This window comes from Allohoeflea poritis (assembly GCF_027889715.1).
Lineage (GTDB): Bacteria > Pseudomonadota > Alphaproteobacteria > Rhizobiales > Rhizobiaceae > Hoeflea_A > Hoeflea_A poritis.
Map to the genome: position 1 here is coordinate 84,551 of NZ_JAPJZH010000002.1, position 11,875 is coordinate 96,425.

An 11,875-nucleotide genomic window follows, 5' to 3' on the forward strand; every position below is an offset into this window, starting at 1 on the left:
AATCGTCAGCGGCGATCCACCTTCATGCGGTTTTTCAGATATTCGCCGTACTGGCCGAGCGAGAAGATGAAGACCCAGTAGATGAGGCCGACGAAGGCGTAGACCTCCAGGTAATAGGGCGCCCACTCGCCGGTACCGAAGGCGGCGCCTGCCGAGGCCAGCATCTCGAAGAAGCCGATGATGATGACGATGGCCGTCTCCTTGAAAGTGAGCACGACCATGTTGATGGTCGCCGGCAGCGCGTGACGGAACACCTGCGGCAGGACAATATCGAACAGGACCGTCCATTGGCTGAGGCCGAGCGCCTTTCCCGCCTCCCACTGGCCTTTCGGAATGGCCTGAAACCCGCCCCGGAAGACCTCGGCCTGATAACAGGCGAAGAAGAGCGCGAAGGCGAGGATGACGCGCCAGATCTTGTCGCCCTGCAGCCATTCCGGAAGCAGGATCGGCAGGATGACGGCGGCAGTGAAAAGCGTTGTCAGCAAAGGCAGAGACCGCACGAAATCGATGATCAGCGTCGCCGTCAGCCGCACCACCGGCATCTTCGACCGGCGCATCAGCGCAAGCCCCAAGCCCATCGGCATGCCGAGCAGGACGACGGAGGAGAACAGGAAAAGCGTCAGCGACAGGCCACCCCACTGGTCGGTTGTCACCTGCGGCAGGCCGATCAGGCTGCCTTCCATCAAGAGGTAATAGGCAGCGAAACCGACGATCCACAACGGGATCAGACGACGCGCCGACCAGAAGGCCGGCACGCAAGACAGGACCACGGTGGCGATGATCGAGATGCATGCGGCTGTCGATCGCCAGTGCTCTTCAAAGGGATAGAGGCCGAACAGGATCAGGCGGTGGCGCGCGTCGATCACGGACCAGCACGCCCCTGCCCCGTCGACCTTGCACTGATCCACCGCCTGTGCCGACCAGACCGCGCGCACCAACGCCCAGTCAACGGCAAGCCACAGAATGTAGAGCAGCAAACCGAAAACCATGACGGAAATGGCCGTGTCCGCCGGCGTCGCAAACGCCCGGCGTTGCAGCATCCGGATGAAGCGGCTCATGCGGCTGGGCGCTTTGACCATTTCCGTTGAGGTATCGGAGGCGCTGACGACAGCCATTCAGTGAGCCTTCAATTGCATGCGACGGTTGATAAGGTCGACCAATTGCGCCAAGGCGAAATTGATCAGCAGGAAGCAACCCATGAGAATGGCAATCAGTTCCAGCGTCTGGCCGGTCTGCGTCAACGAGGTCGAGACGATCATGAACAAGTCGCTGAAGCCGATCGCCACGCCGATCGTGGTCGCCTTCATGACGAAGATCCACTGATTGCCCAGGGGCGGCACGATGCTGCGCAGCGCCATCGGCAGCTTGATACGGCTCCATATCGTCCGGCCGCTGAGACCGAGCGCCTGGCCCGCCTCGATCAGGCCTTTCGGAACCTCCGCAAGGCCGCCGCGCACCACCTCGGCAATATAGGCCGAGCTGTAAAGCACGATGGCGACGATCATGGCGACGAGCTCGATGGTCATCTGCATGCCGCCCAAAAAGCGCAACCCCTTCAGGGCGGGCACGGAGACGATCGACTCACCCTGCGGCACGAATATCAGCAGACAAACGGCAATCGCGATCGCGGTTCCGGACGCCCAGATGACAAGCGCCCGCGCCACCGAGATCCGCACCAGCAGCACGATGACACCCAGCAGGATCGAACCGAGCAGCAGGATCAAAGCGATCTCGCCCGAAAGATTCAGCGCCGGCAGCATCAGCCCGCGATTGGAAAAGAAGGCGATGTCGCCCAGCGTGTGGGCCTGCCGCGGCCCCGGCAAATGGATGAACACTGCATACCAGAAGACCAGTTGAAGGATGAGCGGAAGATTGCGGAAAAGCTGCACATAGGCGCTCGCGATGGTCTGCAGCGCCAGGTTGGACGTATCGCGGATGCTGCCGATGACAAAGCCGAGCACGGTCGAAAGCACAATGCACAGGGAGCCAAGAAACAGCGTGTTGATGAAACCGATCGTTAGTGTGCGCAGATAGGTGTCATCGACGGAACGCGGCAGCAGCGAAAACGAATAGCTCCATCCCGTGGCGCGTTCGAGGAAAGCGTAACCGCCGGTGATGCCCAGCGCATTCAGATTGGTCTGCGCGGTCGTATAGGTGCTCCAGATGATCACCATGATGGCAATCACGATCACGGCCTGGATCAGCAAACGCCGGACCTGCGCCGTTTTGCGGGATTGCGCTGTTGCGGCAGCCATCGGCCCCACCGGATCTTGAGTTGGAGAGTGCGGCCCCGCGCCTGCACCAGCGCGGGGCCGTGCGGATCAGTCGATGATCGGCGTATAAAGAACGCCGCCGTCCTTCCACAGCGCGTTCAAGCCTCGATCGAGCTTGTAAGGCGAATCCTTGCCCAGGTTGCGGTCATACATCTGGCCGAAATTGCCGATCTCGGCAATGACCTCGCGCGCCCAGCTATCGCGAAGGCCGAGCCGTTCACCTATGCCGGGATCCGCGCCGAGCAGCCGCGCGACGGTCGTGGATGGCGGATTCGCCGCGATCTCGTCGACGTTCTCGCTGGTAATACCCAACTCCTCCGCCTTGATCAGGGCCGCGATCAGATAGTTGACCAGATCGACGAACTCCTCATCGCCCTGGCGCATGGCGGCAGAGATCGGGTCGGTCGAGAGCTGGTCCGAAAGGATTACATGCGCCTCGGAATCATCGACCTCGGTGGCCCGGATCACCGCCAGATTGGGACCCCAGCCGGCAAATGCGTCACAGCGTTTTGCCAGATAGGCGGCCCGCAGTTCCGCACCCTTCTCGTAGGACACCATCGTGTGCTCGATATTGTTCGAGCTGAGGAAATCACCGGCAATGCGTTCGATGGTCGTACCGGCCTCAACGCAGATCGTGCCGCCATCCAGTTCAGCAGCCTCCGTCACCCCAAGATCGGCATGGGCCATGAATTGGGCGGCGCCAAGAAAATACGGGATCGAGAATTGCAGGCCCAGCTCGGTGTCCCGGCCCATCGTCCAGGTCGTTGCCTTGATGATCAGGTCCACATCGCCCGACTGGAGCGCCGGAAAACGCTGCGCCCAGCTGAGCGGAACGATCTGGGCCTTGTCGGGATCGCCAAGGATCGCCGTGGCAAGACCCCGGCACATATCGATGTCCAGCCCTTTCCACTCATTGCGATCATTGACCTCGACAAATCCGAAGAAGCTGCCGTTGTGACCGGTACACAAGAGCGTGCCCCGATCGATGATCTTCTGTGTTGTCGGCGACGGATCGGCAGCGCCGGCCAGGACGGGTACCGAAGCTGCCAATGCGGCGACGGCGAATTTTCCTATGGTTTTGAGCATCGCATTCTCCCAGTATTTGTTCTGATATTCAGCACACATGTTCCAGTATTGAGAATGGCCGGGTTTTGGTGTTAATGTCAATAGAACAGAGCGAACGAGCTTTTCAGCCCCGCACAAAATGGAGTGTAGCTTTGAGCAGTCATCCCTGTCTTTTGCCCGTTCGGAACCGGCGTCGCCCATGCCGCGCCGCGCCCGCCAGGTGCGGTCTGAAGAGCGGATTGAGATAAGTTGGACACGACACCGGAGCACAGCACGTCCGCGGCCCGTCTGTGGCGGCACGCAGAAGAGCGGCCGGAGGCCCTTGCCGTATGCGACGGGCGCGTGTCGCTGAGCTACCGGGCGCTCTGCACCGAAATCGACCGGCTCGCCGCGCTGCTGTCGCGTTACGGCGTCGGACCAGAAAGCCGTGTGCTGTTTCTGCCCGACGTCTGCGTCGAATCGGTTATCGCCTATTGGGCACTAAGGACCATTGATGCCGTTGTCATTGTCGGCGACCCGGGCAGCCGCACCCAGGAGCGTGCCCACTATATCGAGCGAACGGGCGCGAGCCACGCGCTCGTCGGCTGTCGTGCGGCGGAAACTGACACGCCCTCGGCCTTCTGCTTTCATCTCGCACCCGGTGTCGCCGGTGTGCGCCAGTGGGGGCCGGAACGGACGGAGCCGCCGGTGCCAATGGCGATCAACGACGAAAATGGCAGCCGTCCGGCCGTCATTCTGTTCAGTTCGGGCACGACGGGGCAGCCAAAGGCCATCGTCCACACCGCGGCGACAATTGATGCCTTGCACCGGACTCTGCTCGCCACCTGGCGGCTTTCACCGGCAGACCGTGTTCTTGCCGCGCTGCCTTTTCACACGATCTACGGATTGCTGTTCAGTGCCGGATCGGCGCTCTATGCCGGTGCCGCACTGGTCCTGCTTGAGCGGTTCAAGCCGCGTGATGCGCTGCTCGCGATCGAGACGCATCAAGTGACGACAGCCGCATTTGTTCCGGCCATGGCGCTGATGATCCTCAATCTGGACGACCGGGACGCCTTCGATCTGTCATCGCTGCGCGCGCTCTACACGGCGTCCGCACCGATCAGCGAGCATGACATCGCGCGCTTCGAGGCCTATAGCGGCGCGCCACTGATCAGCAATTATGGCCTGACGGAAATTCCAGGCGCGGCCGTTGAGCGGGCGGATACACTGCATCATCCCGGATCTGTCGGACAATTGTCTCCCGGTTTCGAGGCGGTGGCCCGCGATGGCAATGGCATGCCGTTGCCGTCCGGCAAGACCGGTGAAATCACCTTGCGCGGCCCGACGCTGATGGCGGGTTATCTGGACGATCCAGAGCAAACCGCCCGGCGCGTGCGCGACGGCTGGATTTACACCCAGGATATCGGCCATGTGGATGCCGACGGACGCGTCTTCCTGTCCGGGCGCATGTCCGACATGATCATCCGCGGCGGCCTCAACATCTCGCCGCTCGAGATCGAGGCAGTGCTGTCGAGCCATGACGCGGTCTCCGAGGCCGCCGTGGTCGGAGCGCCCGATCGGGTTCTCGGTCAGGTCGTCGTCGCCTGTATCGTCCCCTCGCCCGCGGCCGACCGGTCGACGATTTTCGACACGTTGATGACCCATTGCCGGCAATTCCTGTCCGCGCCCAAGGTGCCCGTCGCGATCCATCTGTTGGACGCCCTGCCACGCAATGCGGGCGGAAAGGTTTTGCGAAAGGAGTTGGCGCAGCGGTTGGAAGTTCAGCCGGCCGACAGCCAGACGATGAACCGGAGAGAGATGAGGCCCTGATGACCGACGGAAAGATCAAGACCAGCAGCCCTCGGGACGGCGTCCTGATGATCGTCATGGAGCGGCCCGAGAAACGCAACGCGCTGACGCCGGACATGATCACTGCCCTGCATGACGCGTTCGACCGTGCCGATGCCGACCACGATACGCGCGTCATTGTTCTGACCGGAGCAGGCGACACGGCATTTTGTGCCGGCCATGACATCAAGGCGATCGAACCGGGCGATCTCGGCCACCTCTATGAAGAAGAGCATATGCGGGTGTTCCTGCGACCGCGCGACACGATGAAACCGGTGATCGCCGCCATAAACGGTTCGGCCTATGCCGGCGGCTTTTGCCTGGCAATCGCCAGCGACATCCGTCTGGCAACGCCCAAGGCGACATTTGCAGTGCCGGGGGCTCGGCTCGGCATCGTTCCGATTGCAGGGCAATCGTCGCGCCTGCCGCATTTGCTGCCTGCCGCGATCGTCAACGAGATGGTCATGACCGGTGCGCCGCTGACCAGCAGCCGGGCGCATCACTTCGGCTTTGTCAACGAGGTGGTCGCAGGCGACGAACTGGTCGACCGCGCGCTGGCCATGGCGGCCACGATGACCAAGCTGTCGCCGTTCGCCCTTCAATCCTACAAGCGCATCGCGCAGACCACGCTTTACGGCAGCGTGTCCGAGGCCGACGCGATGGAATACTGGCTGGCAATGGCGGCGGGACAGGGCGCGGATGTCCGCGAGGGCCTTGCCGCCTTCGCCGAACGCCGCGAACCGCGGTTCACCGGTGCAAGGAACACGCCTTCATGACGCTGCTCACACCGGACATTCTGGCCTGGGTCGGCCGGGCAATCGAGTTCGAAAGCGATCCCATATCAGTCAGCGAAGCTCGGCGTTTCATTGCCGCCTCGGGAGACGACAATCCGCTCTATGCGATCCCGGACAATCCGGGCGACGGGACAACCGTTGAGGTTCCGCCGATGCTCTACTATGGGGCAACGCGGCCATTCGTTGCGGCCTCGGCCATGGCGGAAGACGGCACCGTCCACGAACACCGGCCGATGATCGGCACCGGTCAGACAATGGGTGGCAGCGTCGAGATGGAATGGCTGCGCCCCTTGCGGGTTGGCGACCGTTTGAGCGGGACCCGCACGCTCAAATCACTGACGGAGAAACAAGGCAGGACACGACACTTTGTCATTGCCGAATGGGTCACCGAATATCGTGATCAGGCGGGTGATCCGGTCGTGCGGGAGCGATATGAACAGCTACTATTCTGAACCCGCGCTATCAGTCGGTACAGCCGCGGCCGGTGATCGGCTGGCGCCGCTCGTCAAGCGGCCGACACAGGTTGACGTGGTGCTGTTTTGTGCGGCGATCCGCAATTTTCACCGCTTCCATTACGATCAGGACTACACGCGCGCGCAAGGCATGAACGACTTGATCGTTCCGGGCTTCATGATGGGCAATTGGTGCCTGGAAGCCGCCTCGCGCGCCTTTGGCGAACCGGTTCACATCCGCCGCCTGACGTTCAAGAACACGGCGGCCGCACCGATTGGCGGCAGCTATGCGATTCATGGACACGTGGTTTCGGTCGAAACGAACGAGGCTGCAGGGCGCATCGTCCATTGTGGCTTTGAGGTGATTGGAGGTGGTGACCGGCCCGTGACGACGGGCACGGCTGCCCTTGTGTCGACGGCATCCGGGCATTCGCGCTGACGGAACACTTGCAGCAAGGACGACGCGGGTTGTTTTGCCGCCCTAAGCGCTTGGCTTCAGGATGATCTTCGGCGCTTGCGCACGACCGGCCAGGATGTCGTCGAAAGCCGATTGCCCCTCACCGAGCGGCCGCTTTTCGGTCCAGTCGAGCGGACCCAGACGGCCATCGCAGATCGCTTGCGCCGTCTCCCTGAAATCCTGTTTTGTGTAGGTGTAGGTGCCGATAAATGTGATTTCCTGAAGCGTCATGCGGCGGAAATCGGCATCGCCCGCGCCACCGCCAAGCCCGATATGCATGATCACGCCGCCCGGACGGACGAGCGCAATCGCCTGTGAACGCGTCGCGGCGTATCCGACAGCATCAATGACCAGATCGAATTGATCGCTGCCGATTTCCTCCGGGGCAATGGCCTTCAGCCCGCACCTGTCGGAGAGATAATCGCGCCTTTCGGCGTTGGGTTCGGACAGGATGATATTGTCCGCTCCGGCGGCTATCAGGCTGAGCGCCACGCCGACACCAATAGCGCCACCCCCGATAACAAGCACGCGCGCCTCTTCCAGCGCGCCGAACATCGCCCGCCGGGCGAGCCGCACCGCGTGCCAGCCGCAGGCGATCGGCTCCGCCAGCACGGCGACGTCAAAGGAAACATGATCGGGAATCTCGAAAAGATTGGAGGGCGGCACGCAGATCATCTGCGCGAACGCGCCCTCGCGCGGTTTCATCGAAAGGATCTGCCGGTCCGGGCAGATATTTTCCCGGCCCGACCGGCAGGCCGCACAGACACCGCAGCTCACCAGCGGATTGACTGTCACCCGTTTGCCGGCCAACGGACCGGTCTTGACGACACCCGCCGGCTCATGGCCGAGGATTAACGGCGGCGGCCGGCGCTCGTCGTGGCCAAGGAAGGCATGCATGTCCGAGCCGCAGATTCCAACGCTTTCAACGGCAACCATGACGTCCCCCTCATGGGGCTCAGGCTGCGCGACATCCATGAATGCCAGGCGTTTTTCACCCTGGTAAACCAGCGCCTTCATTTCGCGGTAAATCCCCCATCGACCATCAGCACCTGACCGGTAACATAGCGGGACGCGTCGGAGCAAAGGAACAGGATCGGACCGTCAATGTCCTCCGGCTCGCCGTTTCTGCCGATACATGTTTGCTGCGCGTTGCGCTCGGCCCGTTGCGGGCCCTCGAACACGGCGGCCGTCAGCTCGGTCCGGAAGAAGCCCGGACCGATTGCATTGACATTGATGCCGTATCGCGACCAGTCCTCGGCCATCGCCCGTGTCAGTTGACCGATGGCGGCCTTCGACGCGCCATAAGCAATCCCGCCCGGGAAGGCCCGCGTCGTCTGCAGCGAAGCAAAATTGACGATCCTTCCCCAGCCTTTTTCTTTCATGGCCGGCGCCAGCGCCTGGCTCAGGAAAAATGGAATCGCCAGATTAAGATCAAGCGTCCTGTCCCAGCCCTCCACCGTAACCTCGTCCGCTGTCTGACGCGTGTTGATCCCGGCGGCATTGATCAGAATATCGGGCGCACCGAACGGTTCGCTCACCGCCTGCGCCAGATCGCCGATCCCGTCGCGCCGCGCAAGGTCGAAGGGCACAATCGCCGTCTCGCCCTGCGCCCGCGCCTTCCAGTCCTCGAGCTGTTCGCGCCGCCGCGCAACACCGACCACATGCGCCCCGGCGGCAGCCAATGTCTCAGCGGCCCGGCGACCCAGTCCCGAACTGGCTCCGGTCACGCAGGCGACCCTGCCCTTCAGGTCAAGGAGTTCCGAAAAACCGCCCGCCATTGCATCATCCATGCGCCGACAGATCGAAATTCTCGTCCGGGAAATATTTCCGCAGGCGAATATCCGCAGTCCGCGCGTGGCCTTCCATGCCCTCAAGGCGCGAGATGCGGGCCGTTGCCTCGGCGACAGGCTTCGCGCCCTCGCGCGTTGCCCTCTGCCAGGTGACGATCTTCATGTATTTGTGCACGGAAAGGCCGCCGGTATAGCTGGCTGCACCCGATGTCGGCAGCACATGGTTTGTGCCCGAGGCCTTGTCACCGAAGGCAACCGTCGTCTCCTCGCCCAGGAAGAGCGAACCATAGCACTGCAGCCGGTCCAGCCACCAGGGCAGATCCTGCGCCTGCACCGTAAGGTGCTCGGGCGCGTATTCGTCCGACGTCTGCGCCATCTCCTCGCGATCGCCGCAAAGGATCACTTCGGCATAGTCCCGCCATGCCGCTTCGGCGTTCCGGCTGTTCGTTTCCGGCAGATCCGCGATCAGTTGCGGTACAAGCTCCATGACCTTGTCGGCCAGACCCTTGTCATCCGTGACCAGCCAGACGGGTGAATTGTAGCCGTGCTCGGCCTGGCCGACGAGATCGGCGGCCACGATGGCGGCATCGGCGGTTCCGTCCGCGATGATCAGGCTGTCCGTCGGACCGGCGAACATGTCGATCCCCACCCGGCCGAACAGGATACGTTTTGCCTCCGCGACAAACTGGTTTCCGGGGCCCACCAGTATATCGGCCTTGGGCAGGCCGAAGAGGCCGAAGGTCATCGCCGCCACGCCCTGTACGCCGCCCATGGCCAGGATCGTGTCGGCGCCGCACAGATCGGCGGTATAGACGATCGCCGGCGCGACACCGATGCCCGGACGCGGCGGGGAGCAGGCAACAATGTGCTTGCAGCCCGCCACCTTGGCGGTCGTCACCGTCATGATCGCCGACGCGATGTGGCTGTAGCGCCCGCCCGGCACGTAGCAGCCGGCCGCGCCGCACGGGATGCTTTTCTGACCGGCAACCAGTCCCGGAACGATCTCGACCTCGATGTCCTTCAGCGTCTCCCGCTGCGCTTCGGCAAAGCGTCGAACATTGTCGTGCGCAAAGCGGATATCGTCCTTGAGCTTTTCCGGAACCTGCGCCGAAACGGCCTCGATCTCGTCACGGCCAAGAACGACATTGCCCTCGTACTTGTCGAACTTTGCCGCATATTCGAGCGCCTTTTCATCCCCGCCCACCTCAATGGCATGGAGGATCTCCTGCACCGTGGCGCGCACGTCCGTGGTGTCGCTGGTCGATGTGAGCGTTGCCTTTTTGAGGTAAGTACGGGGCATGAAAGGGTCCTACTTGTAAATGTCTGGAAGCAAAGTTGTCGAGATCTCGGGAATATAGGCGATAAACAGCACCACGATCAGCATAAAGAATACGAACGGCACGGCCCGCGCCGCGATCTTCAGGATCGATTCCCCTGTGAGACCGGAAACAACGAACAGATTAAGCCCGAGAGGCGGCGTGATAAAGCCGACTCCGAGGGCGGTGATCATCATGATGCAAAACTGAATCTCGTTCATGCCGATATTGTCGGCAAGCGGCTTGAGTATAGGCGCAAGGATCACGATGTTGGGGGTCGTCTCCATCACGCAGCCGGCCGCAATCAGAATCAGGATCATCATCAGGATCAGGACCGCCGGGTTTTCACTGACGCCGGTCGCAGCGGCAACGAAGCCTTGCGGAACGCCCATGATGGCGAGCGCCTGCGCAAGCGGCAGCGAAAACGCGATGATGGGCAGGATGACACCGTTCACCTTTGCCGATCCGATCAGCATCGCCGGAAAGTCCGACAGCTTCAGTGTTCCGAGTATAAAACCCATGACAATGGTGACGATAACCGCTGTTGCGCCGGCTTCCGTCGGCGTCAACCGCCCGGAGAAAATGCCGTAGAAGATGATGCCGGGCACCAGGAAGGCATACCAGCCAGATTTCAGTGTCCGCAGCAGGTTCCCCAACCATTCGCCGAACGTCATCGGATCTCCACCCTCATAGGAATAGATCCGGTTGACGACGACATTGGTGATCAGGATCGATACGAGGATCGCAAGGCCCGGTATCACCGCCGCGAGGAACAGCGTCGATGCCGATATGCCCAGCACCAGCCCGATGATGATATAGGCGATCGACGGCGGAATGAGGATGCCGGTACAGGCACCCGCCGCGACGAGCGCGCAGGCGTAGGGGCGCGGGTAGCCGCTCTCGACAAGACGATCGATCGTCATGCGCCCGACCGCCGCGGCGCCCGCCGCATCCGACCCCGAGATCGCCGCGAACATGCCGCAGACCAGAACGGTCGCCGAACCGAAACCGCCCTTGGTCCAGCAGGTCAGCGCCTCCGCCACATCGAGGAACTTGCGGCTGAGCCCGGTGCGCACCAGGACGTCGCCCGTCAGGATGAAAAGCGGAATGGCCGTCAACGCGAATGCATCGATGCCGTCAAACAGCGACTCGCCGACGAGCGACAGCGGCAACGCGCCAGACATCAGCAGCATCAGCACAGCCGCCGATCCGATAGCAGCCCAGACCGGCACCGCAAGCGCGCACAGTGCCACGAATACGAGGACCGGAAGATAGAATTCCCATCCGAGTTCAACGGTGTTCAATTGCTGGTTCCACAACATGGCGCGCCCCTCAATCGAACATCTTGTTGCCTTCGAAGACCGGCTCGCCGGTCCGCAAGGCATGTATGTCGTCCAGGAAGGACTGGATGAGCCGAATGATCATCAGCGTGAAACCGATGGGGACGGCCATGAGAAACCAAACCATGGATACCCGCAGGCCGTGGCTCACCGAGCCGAATTTCCAGGAAACCGTGACGGTCTCGAACGACCAGTAAAGGGCGATGAGGGCAACGACGAACATGACGAGGTCGCCGAAGATATAGACCAGCGCCTTGGCGCGCGGCCCGAGATAGTGAAGGATGACGTCGATGCGAATATGGGCGCGCTCGCGCACCGCGGAAGCGGCGCCGATCCATGCCAGATAGATGAACGAGTAGCGGACAATCTCCTCGCCCCAGATGGACGAGTAGGCAAAGACCTCGCGGCGGATCACCTCGATCGCCATGGTGACCACGAGCATGACGTAGAAGACGAGCAGCGCCCATCGTTCCGCGTTCTGGTTCAGTGTCTTAAGCATCTTCGATCCCTCACCGGCGCGACGCGAACCCTCGCCGACCCTGCGGCGGGCTCGCTATCGCG

12 protein-coding genes are annotated in these 11,875 nt (G+C 62.1%); 4 read left to right on the top strand and 8 right to left on the bottom strand.

The genetic code is table 11. The features are described 5' to 3' along the window. Nucleotides 1–5: 5 nt before the first annotated feature. The 3 genes from OOZ53_RS03455 to OOZ53_RS03465 form a co-directional block, all read right to left on the bottom strand. Nucleotides 6–1,115 carry an amino acid ABC transporter permease gene (locus OOZ53_RS03455; RefSeq protein ID WP_271087919.1) on the bottom strand — a complete coding sequence of 370 codons (1,110 nt, stop codon included), beginning with the start codon at nt 1,113–1,115 and terminating at the stop codon, nt 6–8. Continuing rightward, the gene (locus OOZ53_RS03460; protein ID WP_271087920.1) at nt 1,116–2,255 is read right to left on the bottom strand and encodes an ABC transporter permease subunit; all 1,140 of its coding nucleotides are present in this window, start codon (nt 2,253–2,255) and stop codon (nt 1,116–1,118) included. Between the two features lie 66 nt (nt 2,256–2,321). Continuing rightward, nucleotides 2,322–3,359 carry a transporter substrate-binding domain-containing protein gene (locus OOZ53_RS03465; protein ID WP_271087921.1) on the bottom strand — a complete coding sequence of 346 codons (1,038 nt, stop codon included), beginning with the start codon at nt 3,357–3,359 and terminating at the stop codon, nt 2,322–2,324. Between the two features lie 228 nt (nt 3,360–3,587). On the opposite strand from OOZ53_RS03465, the gene OOZ53_RS03470 reads away from it, so the two are divergent. Genes OOZ53_RS03470 through OOZ53_RS03485 form a run of 4 tightly spaced genes read left to right on the top strand, consistent with a single transcriptional unit; the run spans nt 3,588 to nt 6,850 of the window. Beyond that, nucleotides 3,588–5,147 carry a class I adenylate-forming enzyme family protein gene (locus OOZ53_RS03470; protein ID WP_271087922.1) on the top strand — a complete coding sequence of 520 codons (1,560 nt, stop codon included), beginning with the start codon at nt 3,588–3,590 and terminating at the stop codon, nt 5,145–5,147. Then, entirely contained in the window at nt 5,147–5,941 is a 795-nt protein-coding gene (locus OOZ53_RS03475; protein WP_271087923.1) for an enoyl-CoA hydratase/isomerase family protein, read from the top strand. Before OOZ53_RS03470 ends, OOZ53_RS03475 begins: the two co-directional genes overlap by 1 nt. Then, the gene (locus tag OOZ53_RS03480; RefSeq protein WP_271087924.1) at nt 5,938–6,411 is read left to right on the top strand and encodes an FAS1-like dehydratase domain-containing protein; all 474 of its coding nucleotides are present in this window, start codon (nt 5,938–5,940) and stop codon (nt 6,409–6,411) included. The genes OOZ53_RS03475 and OOZ53_RS03480 overlap by 4 nt, the downstream gene beginning before the upstream one ends. Then, nucleotides 6,392–6,850, top strand: coding sequence for a hotdog family protein (locus OOZ53_RS03485; protein WP_271087925.1), 459 nt, complete (start codon nt 6,392–6,394; stop codon nt 6,848–6,850). Before OOZ53_RS03480 ends, OOZ53_RS03485 begins: the two co-directional genes overlap by 20 nt. A gap of 42 nt (nt 6,851–6,892) precedes the next feature. On the opposite strand, the gene OOZ53_RS03490 is transcribed toward OOZ53_RS03485, so the two are convergent. Genes OOZ53_RS03490 through OOZ53_RS03510 form a run of 5 tightly spaced genes read right to left on the bottom strand, consistent with a single transcriptional unit; the run spans nt 6,893 to nt 11,813 of the window. Beyond that, nucleotides 6,893–7,885 carry a zinc-dependent alcohol dehydrogenase gene (locus OOZ53_RS03490; RefSeq protein ID WP_271087926.1) on the bottom strand — a complete coding sequence of 331 codons (993 nt, stop codon included), beginning with the start codon at nt 7,883–7,885 and terminating at the stop codon, nt 6,893–6,895. After that, on the bottom strand, nt 7,882–8,646 hold the full coding sequence (locus OOZ53_RS03495) for an SDR family NAD(P)-dependent oxidoreductase (RefSeq protein WP_271087927.1): 765 nt from the start codon (nt 8,644–8,646) through the stop codon (nt 7,882–7,884). Before OOZ53_RS03495 ends, OOZ53_RS03490 begins: the two co-directional genes overlap by 4 nt. Nucleotides 8,647–8,650: 4 nt before the next feature. Continuing rightward, a complete protein-coding gene (gene hisD, locus OOZ53_RS03500; RefSeq protein WP_271087928.1) occupies nt 8,651–9,958 on the bottom strand; it encodes a histidinol dehydrogenase in 1,308 nt (435 codons plus the stop codon). Nucleotides 9,959–9,967: 9 nt separating this feature from the next. After that, a complete protein-coding gene (locus tag OOZ53_RS03505; protein ID WP_271087929.1) occupies nt 9,968–11,296 on the bottom strand; it encodes a TRAP transporter large permease in 1,329 nt (442 codons plus the stop codon). 10 nt (nt 11,297–11,306) lie between these two features. Next, nucleotides 11,307–11,813 carry a TRAP transporter small permease gene (locus OOZ53_RS03510; protein WP_271087930.1) on the bottom strand — a complete coding sequence of 169 codons (507 nt, stop codon included), beginning with the start codon at nt 11,811–11,813 and terminating at the stop codon, nt 11,307–11,309. Nucleotides 11,814–11,875 lie beyond the last annotated feature (62 nt).

What these genes read in the sequence shown, in the direction of transcription:
- OOZ53_RS03455 (WP_271087919.1), bottom strand. Translation starts at nt 1,115, where the DNA reads ATGGCTGTCGTCAGCGCCTCCGATACCTCAACGGAAATGGTCAAAGCG.
- OOZ53_RS03460 (WP_271087920.1), bottom strand. Translation starts at nt 2,255, where the DNA reads ATGGCTGCCGCAACAGCGCAATCCCGCAAAACGGCGCAGGTCCGGCGT.
- OOZ53_RS03465 (WP_271087921.1), bottom strand. Translation starts at nt 3,359, where the DNA reads ATGCTCAAAACCATAGGAAAATTCGCCGTCGCCGCATTGGCAGCTTCG.
- OOZ53_RS03475 (WP_271087923.1), top strand. Translation starts at nt 5,147, where the DNA reads ATGACCGACGGAAAGATCAAGACCAGCAGCCCTCGGGACGGCGTCCTG.
- OOZ53_RS03480 (WP_271087924.1), top strand. Translation starts at nt 5,938, where the DNA reads ATGACGCTGCTCACACCGGACATTCTGGCCTGGGTCGGCCGGGCAATC.
- OOZ53_RS03485 (WP_271087925.1), top strand. Translation starts at nt 6,392, where the DNA reads ATGAACAGCTACTATTCTGAACCCGCGCTATCAGTCGGTACAGCCGCG.
- OOZ53_RS03490 (WP_271087926.1), bottom strand. Translation starts at nt 7,885, where the DNA reads ATGAAGGCGCTGGTTTACCAGGGTGAAAAACGCCTGGCATTCATGGAT.
- OOZ53_RS03495 (WP_271087927.1), bottom strand. Translation starts at nt 8,646, where the DNA reads ATGGCGGGCGGTTTTTCGGAACTCCTTGACCTGAAGGGCAGGGTCGCC.
- hisD (WP_271087928.1), bottom strand. Translation starts at nt 9,958, where the DNA reads ATGCCCCGTACTTACCTCAAAAAGGCAACGCTCACATCGACCAGCGAC.
- OOZ53_RS03505 (WP_271087929.1), bottom strand. Translation starts at nt 11,296, where the DNA reads ATGTTGTGGAACCAGCAATTGAACACCGTTGAACTCGGATGGGAATTC.
- OOZ53_RS03510 (WP_271087930.1), bottom strand. Translation starts at nt 11,813, where the DNA reads ATGCTTAAGACACTGAACCAGAACGCGGAACGATGGGCGCTGCTCGTC.